Annotated in this window: 14 protein-coding genes; 7 read left to right on the top strand and 7 right to left on the bottom strand. The window is 66.2% G+C overall.

Going from position 1 to position 16,450, the window contains the following annotated elements:
• Positions 1 to 15: 15 nt before the first annotated feature.
• Positions 16 to 1,035, top strand: a complete 1,020-nt coding sequence (locus tag KMAL_RS06915) for a lytic transglycosylase domain-containing protein (RefSeq protein ID WP_110095030.1) — start codon at positions 16 to 18, stop codon at positions 1,033 to 1,035.
• Here KMAL_RS06915 and KMAL_RS06910 read toward each other — a convergent pair.
• The gene (locus KMAL_RS06910; protein ID WP_239020003.1) at positions 1,016 to 3,085 is read right to left on the bottom strand and encodes a fibronectin type III-like domain-contianing protein; all 2,070 of its coding nucleotides are present in this window, start codon (positions 3,083 to 3,085) and stop codon (positions 1,016 to 1,018) included. The two genes, KMAL_RS06915 and KMAL_RS06910, sit on opposite strands and share 20 nt — an antisense overlap.
• A 343-nt stretch (positions 3,086 to 3,428) precedes the next feature.
• Between KMAL_RS06910 and KMAL_RS06905 the strand changes: the two genes are divergently transcribed.
• From KMAL_RS06905 to holA, 4 genes are read left to right on the top strand one after another with little or no spacing between them, the layout of a single operon-like run.
• Positions 3,429 to 3,953, top strand: a complete 525-nt coding sequence (locus KMAL_RS06905; RefSeq protein ID WP_110095004.1) for a DUF3576 domain-containing protein — start codon at positions 3,429 to 3,431, stop codon at positions 3,951 to 3,953.
• A gap of 30 nt (positions 3,954 to 3,983) precedes the next feature.
• On the top strand, positions 3,984 to 6,617 hold the full coding sequence (gene leuS, locus KMAL_RS06900; RefSeq protein ID WP_110095029.1) for a leucine--tRNA ligase: 2,634 nt from the start codon (positions 3,984 to 3,986) through the stop codon (positions 6,615 to 6,617).
• Positions 6,618 to 7,418, top strand: a complete 801-nt coding sequence (locus KMAL_RS06895; protein WP_110095003.1) for an LPS assembly lipoprotein LptE — start codon at positions 6,618 to 6,620, stop codon at positions 7,416 to 7,418. It begins immediately after the preceding gene.
• A complete protein-coding gene (holA, locus tag KMAL_RS06890) occupies positions 7,415 to 8,434 on the top strand; it encodes a DNA polymerase III subunit delta (protein ID WP_110095002.1) in 1,020 nt (339 codons plus the stop codon). Before KMAL_RS06895 ends, holA begins: the two co-directional genes overlap by 4 nt.
• A 568-nt stretch (positions 8,435 to 9,002) precedes the next feature.
• Here holA and KMAL_RS17220 read toward each other — a convergent pair.
• A complete protein-coding gene (locus KMAL_RS17220; protein ID WP_167400116.1) occupies positions 9,003 to 9,338 on the bottom strand; it encodes a hypothetical protein in 336 nt (111 codons plus the stop codon).
• Between the two features lie 208 nt (positions 9,339 to 9,546).
• The gene (locus KMAL_RS06880) at positions 9,547 to 10,146 is read right to left on the bottom strand and encodes a PadR family transcriptional regulator (RefSeq protein ID WP_180999760.1); all 600 of its coding nucleotides are present in this window, start codon (positions 10,144 to 10,146) and stop codon (positions 9,547 to 9,549) included.
• 461 nt (positions 10,147 to 10,607) lie between these two features.
• Between KMAL_RS06880 and KMAL_RS06875 the strand changes: the two genes are divergently transcribed.
• A complete protein-coding gene (locus tag KMAL_RS06875; RefSeq protein ID WP_180999759.1) occupies positions 10,608 to 12,068 on the top strand; it encodes a phosphomannomutase in 1,461 nt (486 codons plus the stop codon).
• Positions 12,069 to 12,173: 105 nt separating this feature from the next.
• On the opposite strand, the gene KMAL_RS06870 is transcribed toward KMAL_RS06875, so the two are convergent.
• The 3 genes from KMAL_RS06870 to KMAL_RS06860 form a co-directional block, all read right to left on the bottom strand.
• Positions 12,174 to 13,199 carry an MYG1 family protein gene (locus KMAL_RS06870; protein WP_110094999.1) on the bottom strand — a complete coding sequence of 342 codons (1,026 nt, stop codon included), beginning with the start codon at positions 13,197 to 13,199 and terminating at the stop codon, positions 12,174 to 12,176.
• 103 nt (positions 13,200 to 13,302) lie between these two features.
• On the bottom strand, positions 13,303 to 13,863 hold the full coding sequence (locus KMAL_RS06865; RefSeq protein WP_110094998.1) for a methylated-DNA--[protein]-cysteine S-methyltransferase: 561 nt from the start codon (positions 13,861 to 13,863) through the stop codon (positions 13,303 to 13,305).
• 184 nt (positions 13,864 to 14,047) lie between these two features.
• Positions 14,048 to 14,599: a Dps family protein gene (locus KMAL_RS06860; RefSeq protein ID WP_408887901.1), complete on the bottom strand. Its 552-nt coding sequence runs from the start codon at positions 14,597 to 14,599 to the stop codon at positions 14,048 to 14,050.
• A gap of 217 nt (positions 14,600 to 14,816) precedes the next feature.
• Here KMAL_RS06860 and KMAL_RS06855 point away from each other — a divergent pair, with 217 nt between their 5' ends.
• A complete protein-coding gene (locus tag KMAL_RS06855; protein WP_167400118.1) occupies positions 14,817 to 15,410 on the top strand; it encodes a cupin in 594 nt (197 codons plus the stop codon).
• Here the strand turns inward: KMAL_RS06855 and KMAL_RS06850 are convergent.
• Complete coding sequence (locus KMAL_RS06850; protein ID WP_110095026.1) at positions 15,322 to 16,353, bottom strand: LysR family transcriptional regulator; 1,032 nt, start codon at positions 16,351 to 16,353, stop codon at positions 15,322 to 15,324. The two genes, KMAL_RS06855 and KMAL_RS06850, sit on opposite strands and share 89 nt — an antisense overlap.
• Positions 16,354 to 16,450 lie beyond the last annotated feature (97 nt).

Here is a 16,450-nt window from a genome sequence, read left to right as displayed (position 1 = left end):
CTGCGCGCGGCCACCATGATGGGGTGCGCGGCACTGGTCCTGGCGGGCTGCGCCTCCACCCCGCAGACCGGCACGTCACGCTACTCGCGCTATTACCCCGCCAGCGGGGCCTACCGTGCGCCCGGCCCGGCCGATGACCCGTGGAAACCGTATATCGAGGAGGCGTCGAACCGCTTTTCCGTGCCGCAGCCATGGATCCGCGCCGTGATCCAGAAGGAATCGGGCGGGCACGAATACATGGACGGCCATCCCATCACCTCCGCCAGTGGCGCGATGGGCCTGATGCAGTTGATGCCGCAGACCTATGGCGACATGCAGAAGCGCAACCACCTCGGTTCGGACCCGTATGAGCCGCGCAACAACATCCTTGCGGGCACGGCCTACATCCGCACGCTGTATGGCATGTATGGCGCACCGGGCTTCCTTGCGGCGTACAATGCGGGGATCGTGCGGCTGAACGACTATCTGGAGGACGGCCGCCCCCTGCCCAGCCAGACCGTGCGCTACCTGAAGATCATCACGCCCAACCTCGGCAATTCCGTGGCGCTGAGCGGCCCGCTTGCGATCTATGCCGGGCCGGGACAGCCGGTGACACGCACGCCCGTGGCACTTGGCGGGCGCAACCAGCATACCGTCTTGCAATATGCGACAGTCAATCCGCCCGCGCCCACGACGCATGCGCCGTCCACGGGTTGCGTGCAGGACCCGGATGCGGCCTACGACCCTTCTGCACGCTGCACGGGCATGACGGTGACGGCGACATCGGGCGCGGGCGTCAATTACGGCGCATGGAGCGTGCAGGTCGGCGCCTTCTCCACCGAGGGGCAGGCCCGTTTCGCCACCACCATGGCGCGGCAGGGGGACTTCACCCTCCTGCAGGGCGCGCGCAGCATGGTGATCCCGGTCACCAGCGCACGCGGCACGCAGGTCTATCGCGCGCGGCTTGCCGGTCTGTCGCAGGCGGCGGCGGAGCGGGCATGTTCGAGCCTGAAGAACCAGGGGCTGCTGTGCATCGTCATTCGCCCTGGGATGTAGGCGCGGGCAGGTTTTCAAGCGTGGGGGCCACATGCAGCGCGGGCAGGCGCACGCCGGCCTGGTGCATCAGCATGACCGAAGATCCCCCCACCGCGAACGTATAGGTCCCCGCCGGCACCACCCACACGCCCGCATCCGCGTCCCACTGTCCCAGCAGGTGCGGGTCCACGGGAATGGTGACATGGGCCGCATGGCCGGGCACCAGCGCGACGCTGCGCCACCCCACGAGGCGCTTGACCCCTCCAGCCTCCGGCGGGGGGGTCAGGTAAAGCTGCGCCACCGCGCGGACCGGGTGGTCGGCCGTATCGGTCAGGGTGAAGGTCACGTTCAGGTGCGTCGCATCCTCGCGACTGACATGCACGTCGCCATAGGACACGCCGCCTGCAACCGACAGGCCATAGCCGAAGGGAAACAGCGGCGCCACATGGGCGCGTTCGAACGCATGGTAATCGGCATAGGCCATGCCGGGGGGATAGAACCCGCCGGTAAACGTCATGGGCAGGTGGCCGGTGAAATCGCGCGTGCCCGTCAGCATCGCCGCCAGCGGGGCGGCATATTCGTCATGCCATGACCAGGCCTGTATCACGCTGTCCACCACGTCGAGCCACGGCATCGCGCGGTCGGGACTGTCGGACATCATGATGGTGACGACATGCCCGCCAAGGTCGGCAAGCGCCGTGATGAACGCATTGTCCGCGTCACGGTCCGTCAGCATCACGGCGCGCGCGGCCTGCGCCGCCTGCGGCGGGGGCGGCGCGTCGGGCCTGACGATGGCCGTGGCAACCCTGATCCCGTCATGTTCCAGCGCCGCCGCAAGTGCGGCAAGCGGCCCCCGCAGCGCCTGCGTCGCCAGCAGCAGCACCGGCCCGCTGCGGTCATCAAGCGGCAGTACCTGGTTTTCATTCTGCAGGAGGACCATGCCCTCCGCCCCGATATCGGCCATCACCCCCTGCACCAGCGCGGGATCGGACTGCGCCTTCGCATCGCGGGTGAAGGAAGGCGGATGGTCAAGGATGCCGGTGCCATACAGCGATGTCAGGACATGCTGCGCCATCTGGTCAATCCGCGCGGGCGGCACAGCCCCCGTCGCCACCGCGCGGCGCAGGGGCGCGGCATAGATCCCGTCCTCCAGCCCCAGCGACTGTTCAAGGTCCACGCCATCGGCCACGGCGGCGGGCGGGTTCGCATCCACCCCCGACAGCGCGCCGGGCATCGCCATCAGCATGCCGCCAAAGCGCCACTGTTCACGCACGATGCCGGGCAGGCCCGACAGCGCGCCACACGCATGCATCCCCCCGCACGCGATCGCCCCGCCATGCGCCGTGCCCAGCGCGATCGACAGGCCCATCAGGCTGCCATCCATGTACCGCACCGCCGGAACAGGCAGCGTGGCGGGCAGGGCGAGCACCCCGTCGCCCCGCCCCTGCTCCTCCGCACGCAGCGAGGCGAAGACCGGCACCACATGCCCCACCATCAGGCCCGAGGCGACCATCCCCGCCATCGTGCCCGCAAGCAGCGGGTCCTCCCCCGCAAGCAGTCGGCCCGATGGCAGCAGGTCCACGCCGCCCACCCGCACCATCGCGCGCCCACGCCCCCACTCGTCACGCGCCCGCACCACGCCGGCGCGGTGGGCCAGCACGGGGTCCCAGCTTGCGGCAAGGGCAAGGAACGGGAGTTGCGGCATCGCAGGGTCGGTGGGGCGCGGGTCGGCAAAGCTGCCCATCCTCAGGGCGGGCAGGCCAAGGCGCGGCACCCCCGGCCATGTCAGCAGGCCCGCCCCCTCACCCGCCGCCGCACCGCCAAGCGCGGCAGGGGCGGCGCGCAGGATCGACAGCTTTTCCTCCGGCCGCAGGCGCGCGACCATCTCGGCGGCGCGCATCGCGGCCGATGCCGTGGGGGTGGCCGCCGATGCGCGGGCACATGGCCACACGCCCACCGCGGGCAACAGCATCACCGCACCACCGGCAAGCCCCCCGGCAAGGACTGCGGCCAGCCGCCTTTTGGCCCTGCCACATGCCCGCACCCGCGATGTGATGAATGTCTGTCGCACCTGCCTTCTCCCGCACCCTGCCTGTCACTGCCCGCGTGCCCTCCCCTGCCACGCGTCCCTTGTTCCGGCCTTCCGCCCGCATGGCGGCCGTGGCATGAAAGGTACTACCATCGACGCCCCGATGCCATGACCCACGCCCATGCACGGCATGCCGCGCCGTCACGATGGTGGCACAGAAAGGTCGCCGCGTGACTTGGCGGGACCGGCGCGGCGGGATATGAAGGACGCATATCGATTGCAGGCAGGACCGTGGCCGCTTGTCCGGACACATCGTGGCGGGTGCGCGACACACGGGGCCGAAATACCACATGCGGGGCCCATCCCCGGCGTCCATAGAGGCATCATGACCCTTCGTCCGCCAACTTCCGCCCTTCGCCCGTCCTCCCGCCGCGTCCTGCGCGCGGGGCTGCCGGTCCTGATGCTTGGCACGCTGCTTGGCGCGTGCTCGACAGGACCGCATGACAGCACCGGCCTCGCCCGGCCGCAGAACAAGCTGCTGAAGGAAGACCGTGGCGCGACCGGCGGCAATGACCAGCTGGAGAAAAGCGGCGTCAATGCCTACCTGTGGCGCGGTGCGATCGATACGCTTTCATTCATGCCGTTCGCCTCCGCCGACGCGATCGGGGGGGTCATCCTGACGGACTGGTACACACCCCCCGCCACGCAGAACGAGCGTTTCAAGATCACCTGCTTCATCCTGTCGAGCAACCTGCGTTCCGACGCGGTGCGCGTGTCCGTGTTCCGCCAGGTGCTGCAGGACAACCAGTGGGTCGATACCCCCGTCGCCGCCAATACGGTGTCGGACATCACCTCCAAGATCCTGACCCGTGCGCGCCAACTGCGTGCCGATAGCGGCCACAAGAACTAACTCCTCGCGCCCGGACCCGATGTGACCAAGATGACCGAACCCAAGACACCCGCCGATACCGCCACCCCTGCCTATGACTTCGCTACGGCCGAACCGCTGTGGCAGGAGCGCTGGGAACGCAGCGGCGTCTTCAACGTGCCTGACGTCCCCCCCGCCGACCGGCCCAAATATTACGTGCTGGAGATGTTCCCCTACCCCTCGGGGCAGCTGCACATGGGGCATGTCCGCAACTACACGCTGGGGGATGTCGTCGCGCGCTACAAGCGTGCGCAGGGATTCAGCGTCCTGCACCCGATGGGCTGGGACGCGTTCGGCCTGCCGGCGGAAAATGCGGCGCGCGAACGCGGCGTGCATCCGGGCAAATGGACGATGGACAACATCGCGGCCATGCGCACGACCCTCAGGCAGCTGGGCTTCTCCTTCAACTGGGACCGCGAGATCGCGACCTGCGAGCCGGATTACTATGGCAAGCAGCAGAAGCTGTTCCTCGACATGCTGGCGGCAGGCCTGGTGGAGCGGCGCGAAAGCTGGGTCAACTGGGACCCGGTGGACAATACCGTGCTGGCGAACGAACAGGTCGTCGATGGTCGCGGCTGGCGTTCGGGTGCCCTGATCGAGCAGAAGCAGCTGTCGCAGTGGTTCCTGAAGATCACGAAATTCGCGCCGCAACTGCTTGATGGCCTGTCGCACCTGCCGCGCTGGCCCGAACGGGTGCGCACGATGCAGGAACGCTGGATCGGCCGGTCGGAGGGCGCGCGCGTGCGCTTCGGCCTGCATGAACCGCCGGCGGGCTTTGACGTGGACCTTGATTCGGTGGAGGTGTTCACCACCCGCCCCGACACGCTGTTCGGGATGTCGTTCCTGGCCATCGCCGCCGACCACCCGCTGGCGGCGAAGGTTGCGAAGAAGAATGCGAAGGCCGCCGAATTCATCGCGGAATGCCATCGCCTCGGCACCTCGGAAGAGGCGATCGAGACGGCGGAAAAGCGTGGGTTTGACACCGGCCTGCGCGTGTCGCACCCGTTCATGCCGGACAGATCGTTCCCGGTCTGGATCGCGAATTTCGTGCTGATGGATTACGGCACGGGCGCCGTGTTCGGCTGCCCCTGCGGGGATCAGCGCGACCTTGATTTCGCCAACAAGTACCGACTGCCCTTCATCCCCGTCATCCTGCCGCCCGATGCGGACCCGCAGACCTTCACCGTCACCGACAGGGCGACCGACGGACAGGGCACGCTGTTCAACTCCGCCTTCCTCGACGGCCTCGACATCGCCACGGCGAAGAAGGAGGCGATCGCCCGCCTCGAAGGGCTGGGCGTCGGGCGCGGGGTGGTCAACTGGCGCCTGCGTGACTGGGGCATCTCGCGCCAGCGCTACTGGGGCTGCCCCATTCCCATCATCCACTGCGACTCCTGCGGCGCGGTGCCGGTCCCCGATGACCAGCTTCCGGTCGTCCTGCCCGAGGACGTGACGTTCGACCGTCCGGGCAATCCCCTGGAACACCACCCGACATGGAAGCATGTCGCCTGCCCGAAATGCCAAAAGCCCGCAACCCGGGAGACGGATACCTGCGACACGTTCGTGGACAGTTCGTGGTATTTCGCCCGCTTCACCGCGCCGCATGCGCCGCAGCCCACCGTGGTCGCGGCCGCCGACGGGTGGCTGCCGGTGGACCAGTATATCGGCGGGATCGAACATGCGATCCTGCACCTGCTCTATGCCCGCTTCTTCACCCGCGCCATGCATGAGACCGGGCACCTGAACGTGGACGAACCGTTCGCGGGCCTGTTCACGCAGGGCATGGTCAACCACGAAAGCTACCGCGACGCGGATGGCAACTGGCTGTATCCCGACGAGGTCGAGCGCACGGCCACGGGTGCCACCCGCCGCGACACCGGCGCCCCGGTCACGGTCGGCCGCGTGGAAAAGATGTCCAAGTCCAAGCGCAACACCGTCGCCCCCGTGACAATCATCGAGCGTTTTGGCGCGGATACGGCGCGCTGGTTCGTCCTGTCGGACAGCCCGCCGGAACGCGACATGGAATGGACGGAATCCGGCGTGGCCGGGGCCGCGCGCTTCCTGCAGCGCCTGTTCCGCGTCGTGCGCACCGTCGCAGCAGGGGTCCCTGCCGATGCCCCCTGCCCCGCGCAGGTCGCAAAGGCCGCCGACACGCTGCGCCGCGCCACGCACCGCACCATCGCCGCCGTGACCGAGGCGCTCGAAGGCTTCAGCCCCAATGTCGCGGTCGCGCGCCTGCATGAACTGACCAGCGCGCTGGCCGATGCGGAAAAGCACGCGGACGAGGATGGCGTCGCCTTTGCCCGGCGGGAGGCAGCGACGACGCTGGCGCTGCTGTGCGCGCCCATGGTGCCGCACCAGGCCGAAGCGATGATGGCGCTGCTCGACCCCGCGGGCAGGCCGGTGGTCGAACGCGCATGGCCGAAGGCGGAAGCCGACCTGCTGGCCGCAAGCGAGGTCACGATCGCGGTGCAGATCATGGGCAAGCTGCGTGGCACGGTCGCGGTAGCCCCCGACATGCCCAAGGATGATGTCATCGCCCGTGCGGAGGCCGAACCCAACGTGGCCCGCCTGCTCGAAGGGGCGCGGATCGTCAAGCGCATCTACGTGCCGGGACGCATCGTCAATTTCGTGGTTGCGAAATAGATGAAACGCTTTTCGCGTCGTCGCGCCGCATCGGCACTGTTCGCGGCCGCCCTTGTGGCCACAACGGGCGGGTGCGGCTTCTCGCCCATGTACCAGACGACCGGAAAGCATATCGGCCCCGACGGCAAGGCCACCGTGACGGATGTGGCGGCCGAACTGCAGCAGGTCTATGTCCCGCGCATCACGGAACGCTACGGACAGCAGTTACGCCAGTTCCTGCAGCAGGACCTTGGCGGCGCGGGGCCTGAAAACCCGACACGCTACAGCCTGCGCATCCGCACCTACATGATGAACGAGGCGGTGGACATCCATTCCGACAACACCAGCGGGCGCACGCGCACCACCGCCTTCGCCCACTGGCAGCTCTATACCATCAGCGCCAGCCCGCGCCTGCTGGCCGAAGGGGATGCAAACATCATCGACGGCGTGAACAATACGTATGAACAGTATTTCGCCCTGTCGCTGAACCTTGAGACCGTGCGCACCCGCGTGGCCAAGAACATGGCCGAACAGATCACCCAGCAGGTTGGCGTGTGGTTCCGCACCCATGCCAAGCCCGCGACCGACGGGTCCGATGCGGAACAGAACCAGCCACGCTACATCGACCCGGATTCGACACCCAACGCCACCAGCAACAACCAGATGCCATCGCAGCGTCCCGGCGCGGACGGCCTGCCGGCGCTGGCCACGGGGCGGTCGAATTCGCAACTGAACGACGACAATGACGTGGGCACGTCCGTCAGCGTGGGCAGCGACACCCCCGACAATGTCAGCATCGGCGGCAACGGCGATAGCCAGTGAAGATCAGCGCGCGTGCAATCGCCGCCACCCTGCGCGATCCCGGCGCGTGGCGCATCCTGCTGCTGCATGGCGAGGATGCGGGCCTGATCCGCGAACGCGCGACCGAGGCGGCGCAGGCCATCACGCCGGACCTTGATGACCCGTTCCGTATCGCCATCCTTGGCCGCGACGCGCAGGACCGCATGGTGGAGGAATATACCGCCCTGTCGCTTGTCGGTGGGCGGCGCGTCGTCTGGGTGCGCGACGGGCGCGACGGCCTGACGGGGATGGCCAAGGAATGCCTTGCGCGCACGACCGACACGCTGCTCATCATCGAGGCGCCGGGACTTGACTCCCGCTCCAAGCTGCGCGCGCTGCTGGAGAAGGCGAAGGACTGCGCCGTCATCGCCTGCTACCCCGAGGAGGGGCGCGCGCTGGAGGGCAGCATCCGCCAGATGCTTTCCGCGCATGGGGTGGGGATCGACCCCGATGCGCTGTCATGGTTTGCCGAACGCGCCAGCCCCGACCGCGCCGCCACCCGCGCGGAAGTGGAAAAGCTGTTCCTGTTCGCGGGAAAAGGCGGGCGGCTGACGCTTGAGGACGTGCAGGCCTGCATTGGCGATGCGGCCAGTGTCTCGTTGGAGGACGCGGCCTTTGCCGCGATGGTGGGCGACCGCGAAGGCGCGGACCTTGCCATTGAACGCGCGATGAATACCGACCGCATGAACCCGATCGGTGCGGCGCGCGCGCTGCTGTCGCATATCCACCGGCTGCGGCGGGTGCGCCTGGCGATGGATGCGGGACAGGGCCGGGCGGAGGCGATGTCCGCCCTGAAGCCCCCGGTCTTTTTCAAGCGCACCGATGCCTTCGGCCGCGCTGTCGCGATCTGGAGCGCGGATGCGCTGATGCACGCGGCGGTGCTGACGCAGCAGCTTGAACTGGCGTGCAAGCAGACCGGCAGCCCCGACATCGTGCTGTGCAAGCGCCATGTCGCGCGCCTTGTGGCACAGGCGCGGGTCCTGGCGCGGCAGCGGTAGGGCGCGGCCATATTGCCGCTTGCCCCTGCCCCGTCCCTCCGCTACATAAGGTCGGGTGTGTCCGCGTAGCTCAGCAGGATAGAGCACAGGATTCCTGGTAGAAATTGGGCGTCACGACGGGAAACCACGTGACGGATCTGCTCAAATTCGGGGAAAGCTCTGGCCAGACGCCGTGCCAATCCCGAGCCAAGCCCGGCATCGCGCCGGGAAGGTGTAGAGACTGGATGGGCAGCGCCTACCGACCCGCTGGCGGGTCCATGGCGAAGGGACAGTCCAGACCACGAACGTCATCGCATGGTGGCGGCGGTGAAAGCCGAAGTGGGATGAATCCTGGGGCCGTGGGTTCGAATCCCGCCGCGGACACCAACATACATTACCGGACAGTTCCATCCGATCCCGCCCAATCCGGCCCCCTGTGAGGGGACCGATCCGGAAGATGGGATATCATCCGCGAATTCCCTGCCCCCTGCACGCACTGCCACCGGGCAGATGGAATGGGCAGGGATTCTTTCCCCCATGACAAAAAAGGCCCGGCAATATGCCGGGCCTTTCCCTGATCAGTGCTGGATCAGTTGGAACTGGAACTGTTGTTGTTCTGGTTCCATCCACCGCCATTGCGATCGCCACCACGACCGCCACGGTCACCGGGGCCGTGGTCCCGGTCGCCACGGTTTTCACCGCCACGATCACCATGTTCGCCACCCGGCCCACCATTCTGGTCACCGCCATTCTGGCTGTCGCCACCGGGGCCGCCGTTGTGGCCATGGCCACCGTGATGGCCGTGACCGCCATGGCCATGATGTTCGCCCTGCTCACTTCCCTGGCTCTGGTCCGACGACTGGGCCTGGGCGGCCAGCGGGAGGGAGGCACCAAGCATAAGGGCAAACAGAATTGAACGCTTCATAATATTATATCCTTTAATTCGACCTCCAATACATTGTGCCGTGGAAACGGGAATGTAAGGCCGAATGTTGTAACAAACAGAATCAGGAATATCCGGGCCAGAAACCATGATTATTTGTGCCCCCGGACCATTCCGGTAAATATTGCGGGACGTGGGTGCCCGTCATCCGGGCGCGGACAGGCCATGGGATCGTATGGAATCCCCGTTTTCAGACCTGCCCGATCGCCCGGGCGGCATCGTCCAGCAGGGCCGCGATCTTTTCCTCGGCTTCCTGATCAAGACCACCGTTACGCAGCCGCAGGCGCAGTGCCGTGCGCAGGTTTTCCATGCCGCGCATGACCGGCATCGGGACATCCCTGCGCCCGCCCCTGCCCTCTGCTGCTCCCGTCGCCGCACGGGACAGGATTTCATCAAGGGCCGCACGACTGGCGTTCAGGAAAGCCTCGCCCTCTGGCGTGATGTGATAGTTCTTGCGGCCATCGGCCTCGGCAACCCGGGCATAGCCCGCTTCATCCAGCCATGTCAGCGTGGGGTAGATCACGCCGGGGCTGGGGGCGTAGCTGCCACCGAACTTTTCCTCGATCATGCGGATCAGTTCGTAGCCATAGGTCGGCTTCTGGGCGATCAGCGAGAGGACCAGAAGCCGCATCTCACCATAATCGAACAGCCGGTGACGGCCGCCCCGGCGGCCACCGCCATGATGCCCGCCGCGACCGTGATGGCGGCGGGGTTCGCCGGAACCGGCCATGCCCTCGGGGGAGAAAGTCTGGCGGTTACGACCGCCTGCGTGTCTGTTTCTGTGTTTCATGATTACCGATATAATTCCCGATATATCTTAAGTCAAGATATATCGGAATATATTTTCTGATTTTTCCATGAACCTGCCAGCCCGACCCCCATGAATCAGCGATCCATTGGTTCCCCATCACAACCAACCGATTGAAAGATCACATGATATTTCCTGTTTTCTGAACGCAGGCACGCATCGTCCGGCAGACCGGTGAAGACGGGTTTCGGGCACATGCCGTGATCCTGCCGGATGGGCAGGCGCGGCAGGCAGCCCTGCCGGGATTGTGCCCGACCCGGTGGTTTTCCTGTCACGCAGGGAACGTGCCTGCATCATCCCGTCCTGCCAGCAGCGGGCGATACCCGCCTGAATATTCATGCAATCCGGGGAAAAATCCCATAACATGAGGTGGATGGGGCCGCATCACGCCCCTTGTCCGATCACGTCACGAGAGAACACGCCTCATGAAAATAGCCCAATGGATGAAACAGTCAGGTGTGGCGTTCGGGACCAGCGGCGCGCGCGGCCTTGTCACCGCGATGACGGATGCCGTGTGTTTCGCCTATACCGTGGGGTACCTGAAGCATCTGGCGACATTGGGGGAATTCGCACCCGGCACGCAGGTTGCGGTGGCAGGTGACCTGCGTCCCAGCACGCCACGGATCCTGCGTGCCTGTGCCGCGGCGATCGAGTCCATGCGTGGCGTGCCGGTTTTCTGCGGGTTCGTGCCGACCCCTGCCCTGTGCCTCCATGCCTTCGCGCGGGGCATTCCCTCCCTGATGGTCACGGGTAGCCACATCCCCGCCGACCGCAATGGCATCAAGTTCAACCGCGCACGGGGCGAATTCCTCAAGACCGACGAAGCCGCCATGCGCGAACAGGATGTCGAACTGCCCCAGGGCTGGTTCGACACCGATGGCGCGCTGGCAAAACAGGTCGAACTGCCTGCGGTCACGGACGTGGTGCCGGATTATGTCGCGCGCTACCGCGACTTCTTCGGCCCCGACGCCCTGTCGGGCCTGACGCTGGGGGTGTACCAGCATTCCGCCGTGGGGCGCGATGTGCTGATGCTGGTGGTCGAGGCGCTGGGCGCGAAAGCCGTGCCGCTGGGACGTTCTGACACGTTCATGCCCGTCGATACCGAGGCCGTGCGCCCCGAGGATGCGACGCTGGCCCGTGACTGGGCCGCAGGTGGCACGCTGGATGCCATCCTGACGACGGATGGGGATTCCGATCGCCCGCTTCTTGCCGACCGTCACGGAAACTGGCTGCGCGGTGACGTGCTGGGCATCCTTGCCGCGCGGTTCCTCAACGCCGTGGCCGTCACCACCCCCGTCAGCAGCAATACCGCGCTGGAACAGGCGGGCTTTGCCCGTGACATCCGCCGCACACGCATCGGTTCGCCCTTTGTCGTGGCCGCGATGACCGAGGCGGCGGAAGCGGGCCTTGTCCCCTCCGTCGGGTACGAGGCCAATGGCGGTTTCCTGCTGGCCAGTGAGGTGCGCCATGAAGGCCGCACGCTGGCGGCGCTGCCGACCCGCGATTCCGTGCTGCCGATGCTGTGCGCACTGGTTGCGGCACGCAGGGCCGGCACGGATCTTGGCGGCCTTGTCGCGACGCTGCCGCCACGTTTCACGCTCAGTGACCGCCTTGTGGAAATGCCCACGGCACAGAGCAAGGCGCGGATCGCGGCACTGGCCGACAACCCGGCGGCAGGTGCTGCGGCACTCGGCCTTGTCGATGCGTGTGGGGATCTGTCGCATGTGGACACAACGGACGGGCTGCGGATGACCTTCGCCAATGGGGAGATCGTCCATCTGCGCCCGTCCGGCAATGCACCGGAACTGCGTGTCTATGTGGAGGCCGACAGCCCGGAACGCGCAGCAGGCCTGCTGAAAACCGGCATAGACGCCGTCAGCACATGGCGCGGGACGGCATCCTGAAATTTAAAAGTTTTTGGTGAAGCTTTTTCCAAAAAGCTTCGAAAGACGCCGCCTTTTTGAAAAAAGGCGGCACCCAAAAACTTTTATTCCTTTATCTGTTTCCCCTTACGCGCCCTTGTTCAGGGATTCGTCGATTTCCAGTGCAAGGCGCGCCATCTTCAGCGCCCCTTCCTTGCTGCCCGCGCCACAGATGAAGCGCGCGGGATGGGCGAAGACCGCGTCCTGCACACCGGACACCTTCGCCAGCGCCTCCCCGTCCAGTCCACGCCATGCTTCGGGCAGGGACACGCGCTGCCCGAAATCACCACGCACGGGAGGCACGGCCTTGACGTTCCAGCGTCCGGGGGCGGCGGGGGAGACCACATAGACCACCGGCAGGTCATGCTCGAAAATCACCTTTTCGGTCGGCATGCCCGTATCCATGACCAGAATACGCTTGTCCTGCGCGGCCTCATACGCCGCCAGCACGCGGTCCGTCGCCTTCAGGCTGGCACGCACGCGGTCGACGGTGTTGACCAGGAAGGCCGCAACCGTGACCGCCGCATCGGCGAACCCGATGCTTTCCTGCATCTTCGCCTCTTCGGGGCCGTAGAGTTCCGCCGTGTCCCATGCCGGACGGCAGGAGGAAACGATGTCCGCCAGCGACAGTTTCTCCAGCTTGACGACGCCATTGTCGTCCTGGTCGATCGGCAGGACCAGCGACCGGTCGATCGCCTGCCAGATGACCGGAAGGGCATCGTCCTCCACCGGGGCCTTGAGGATGTTGCGGATCGCGGCGATGCCGTAATCCTTCCACAACAGGCCCGCCGCGCTGTAGGGAACACCATCCTCGCGCAGGGGCTTGTCCTTCATGTGATGGTCGTAACGTCCCTTCTGCGGGTCATAGATCCCGCCGACGTCAAACACGATGTCGGCCGCGCGGATACGTTCGGGCGAACGGGTGCGGCCAAAATCCAGCCTGTCGGCAGGCGCGGTCCCCAGCACGCGGCCACGCAGGTCGCCATGGGGGGCGAGCGCGTAATGCAGGATGACATATCCCAGCGTCTCATCAACGTGGAAATTCCCCGAATGCGTCAGGGCTTTGACGGTTGCGGCCTCATCACCAAGGCCAACGGGGGTATAGTGTGACATATCAGGACCTACCAGCGAACGGGAATGAATGGACGTCAGCGCCCCTCATGCCGCAAAGAGTAGGGCAAGACAACCGGCACGCCCGCATCCTGCCGCCCCCTGCTCAGGCAGGCTGCGCCACCCCTGCCCCGCACGCAGCCTCCCGCGTGATCAGCGCCTGCTTGCGCGCCACGCCCCAGCGATAGCCCGACAGCGTGCCATCGCTGCGCACGACACGGTGGCACGGAATCACCACCGCCAGCGCATTCGCCCCGCACGCCCCGGCAACCGCCCGCACCGCCGCAGGCGCGCCAGTCCGCCGCGCGAGTTCGGCATAGGTCACGGTCGTGCCCGGCGGGATCGTGCGCAGGGCCGCCCACACCTGCCGCTGGAACGCGGTACCCCGTATGTCGAGGGGAAAATCCACCTGCGCCGATGTCCCCTCGATGAACGCCGTCGCACGGTGCAGGTACTCCCGCGCCTGCGGGTCGTCCCGAACCAGCGCCGCCCGTGGGAAGCGGGCCTGCAGGTCCTGCCACAATGCCTGCGCATCATCGCCCATCACGATGGCCACCACGCCGCGCGCGCCCGTCGCAAGCATGAGCGTGCCCAGCGTGCATGACCCCGATGCCACGCCCAGCCGTTCACCCCCGGCGTCAACCTGCCGGAACGAAACTGTCGTCATCGCCTGCCTCCCCTGCGTCACGCAGGCTACACCACCCCGGATGGCAGGGCCACGGGAAGGCATATGGGTCATGAAAGTTTGCCGGGGCCGCCTTTGGTCTGAAAAGGCGGCGTTACCTGAAGCTTTTTTAAAAAAGCCTCACCAAAAACTTCCTTCCGGTTTTACGGTTTTTTTTCACAGCGGGTCAGTTATTGCTGCCAAAGGCCGGGCGCGTGGCTTCGAACAGGAACCATGTCCGGCGTTCGGTCTCGTCAATCCAGACCTCAAGCAGGCTGGCGGTCGCCACGTCGTTGCCTTCGTCGCACACGGCATGAACCGCACGCATGCGCGCCGTCAGCGCCAGGTTGTCCTCCCGCAGTTCCGACAGCATGTCTTCGGGCGTGACATATTCGGCGTCATTGTCCGCCACTTTCGTCAGGCGCGCGATCTCTCCCACGGAATGCAGCGTCGTGCCGCCGATCTTGCGCGCGCGTTCGGCCATGGGATCGGTCATGGCAAATATCTGCGCACTCTGTTCATCAAGCAGCAGGTGATAGTCGCGGAAATGGCGACCGCTCATGTGCCAGTGGAAGTTCTTTGTCTTGACATACAGGGCAAAGACATCCGCCAGCGTCGCCTTCAGCCCGGCGGCGATCTCATGCACCGCCGCCTGCTTCAGGTCCGTGGGCGTGCCGAGATAGGTCCGCACATGTGCCTCGCCCGCCTTTGCCGCTGCGGCGGCTTTCGTCTGGGTCATCGTCATCTCCTGTTGGGTCTACCGTCCCCGAACGACCCTGGGCGATGCAGGGTTGCATGCGCATGCAACCCGCCTGCACGCCATGCGTCCCATACGCAGGCACATGTTTCGGACGTTTGTGGTGAAGCCTTTTCCCAAAAGCTTCCCGCCATTATTTGTAGAATCCCTGCGGATACCACAGATCAGGAGCATCCCCATGACCCTGTTCAGCATGGAAATGGAACGTCGCCAGTTCCAGGCGATCCTTGGCATGCTGGGACTTGTGCTGTGCGGCGGGCATGTCCGCGTGGCGCGCGGGGCCGCACGCAATGGCCCCGATGCCTTCATGCTGCCGCCCAACGGCTGGGTGCCCAATAACGCGCACCTGCCGGTCCTGCATTACCGCAACGCCCTTCCCGCCGATGCCCGCGACCCGGCAGCGGGGATGGAGGCACTGTTTGCCGCCAACGGATGGCCGCCACGCTGGCGCTGGGGCGTGTATGACTTCCACCATTACCACAGCACCGCGCACGAGGTGCTGGGCATCGCGGCGGGATCGGCGCAACTGCGCCTTGGTGGGCCGGGTGGCCGTCTTGTCGCGGTCCGGGCGGGCGATGTCGTCGTCCTGCCAGCGGGCACGGGCCACAGGAACGAGGGATCGGATGAACGTTTCCTGGTTGTGGGGGCCTACCCGCCCGATCAGGATTTCGACCTGCAGCGCGGTCCCATCACGCCTGCAGCCATCACGGCGATGAATCGCCTGCCCTTTCCGCCAGCGGACCCGGTGCAGGGACGCGATGGCGCCCTGCGGCACCTGTGGCACGCCGCGTAATGCCCCCCGTCATGGCGGGGGCCTGCGCCACCGGACCGGCCAGCGGCTGTCCGGGGATGTGCAGCACCTCCTCCAGCCAGTCGGCAAAGACCTGTATCCGCCGCGACAGGTGCTTGCGGTGCGGATAAAGCAGCGCCATGGGCAACGGGGCCGCACGCCATCGGGGCAGCACCTCCACCAGTGCGCCCGCATGCAGGAGGTCGGCCACGTCATAGGCCGGGATCTGGATCAGGCCCAACCCGGCAACGCAGCAGGCGATGAAGGCCTCCGCACTGTTGACCGTGACACGGCCGGCCATGGACAGGCTGTGGGTGGCGCCACCTTCCTCCCACTCCCATTCCTCGATCCGGCCGGTGGAGGGCGAGGCGTAGCGCACGGCCTGATGGTGCGCCAGATCGGCAGGCACCTGCGGCACGCCATGCCGCGCCAGATAGGCGGGCGCGGCGACATTGACCAGCGCAAGGTCGCCCAACCGCCGGGCAATCAGGCCGGAATCATGCAGTGGCCCGACCCGCAGGACACAGTCGATCCCGTCCTCCACCAGGTTGACGGCCCGGTCGGTCACGCCCAGCGCGATGTCAATGCCGGGATAACGCCCAAGGAATTCAGGCAGGCGCGGCGCCACCAGCAACCGCCCGATCCGCCCCGGCAGGTTGACCCGCAGCAGGCCACGCGGCGTGCTGCCCTCATGCCGGAACAGGTTTTCGGCCTCTTCCACATCGGCAATCAGGCGCAGGCAATGGTCATAGAACGCCCTGCCATCGGTCGTCGGGGTCACGGAACGGGTCGTGCGCGCCAGAAGCCGCGCGCCAAGCCGGGCTTCGAGTTCCTGTATCGCGGTGGAAACGGTCGAACGCGGCAGGTTCAGCGTTTCCGCCGCGCGGGTGAAGCTCGTCGTCTCCACCACGCGGGCAAAGACGCGAAACAGGTCGATCCGGTCCATCCGTTCCCCCACATGCCGCAGGTGCGACACCTTGTTCGCGATTTACGACATATGTTGTCAGGAAAGGCAACTTTATCGCGATATTGCAAATGATACC

It is taken from the genome of Novacetimonas maltaceti (assembly GCF_002906255.1).
Taxonomy (GTDB): domain Bacteria; phylum Pseudomonadota; class Alphaproteobacteria; order Acetobacterales; family Acetobacteraceae; genus Novacetimonas; species Novacetimonas maltaceti.
This window is presented reverse-complemented; position numbering and strand designations above follow the sequence as displayed.

Coding starts and splice junctions, on each gene's coding strand:
- KMAL_RS06915 (WP_110095030.1), top strand. CDS start 16: ATGATGGGGTGCGCGGCACTGGTCCTGGCGGGCTGCGCCTCCACCCCG.
- KMAL_RS06905 (WP_110095004.1), top strand. CDS start 3,429: ATGACCCTTCGTCCGCCAACTTCCGCCCTTCGCCCGTCCTCCCGCCGC.
- leuS (WP_110095029.1), top strand. CDS start 3,984: ATGACCGAACCCAAGACACCCGCCGATACCGCCACCCCTGCCTATGAC.
- KMAL_RS06895 (WP_110095003.1), top strand. CDS start 6,618: ATGAAACGCTTTTCGCGTCGTCGCGCCGCATCGGCACTGTTCGCGGCC.
- KMAL_RS17220 (WP_167400116.1), bottom strand. CDS start 9,338: ATGAAGCGTTCAATTCTGTTTGCCCTTATGCTTGGTGCCTCCCTCCCG.
- KMAL_RS06880 (WP_180999760.1), bottom strand. CDS start 10,146: ATGAAACACAGAAACAGACACGCAGGCGGTCGTAACCGCCAGACTTTC.
- KMAL_RS06875 (WP_180999759.1), top strand. CDS start 10,608: ATGAAACAGTCAGGTGTGGCGTTCGGGACCAGCGGCGCGCGCGGCCTT.
- KMAL_RS06870 (WP_110094999.1), bottom strand. CDS start 13,199: ATGTCACACTATACCCCCGTTGGCCTTGGTGATGAGGCCGCAACCGTC.
- KMAL_RS06865 (WP_110094998.1), bottom strand. CDS start 13,863: ATGACGACAGTTTCGTTCCGGCAGGTTGACGCCGGGGGTGAACGGCTG.
- KMAL_RS06860 (WP_408887901.1), bottom strand. CDS start 14,599: ATGACCCAGACGAAAGCCGCCGCAGCGGCAAAGGCGGGCGAGGCACAT.
- KMAL_RS06855 (WP_167400118.1), top strand. CDS start 14,817: ATGGAACGTCGCCAGTTCCAGGCGATCCTTGGCATGCTGGGACTTGTG.
- KMAL_RS06850 (WP_110095026.1), bottom strand. CDS start 16,353: ATGGACCGGATCGACCTGTTTCGCGTCTTTGCCCGCGTGGTGGAGACG.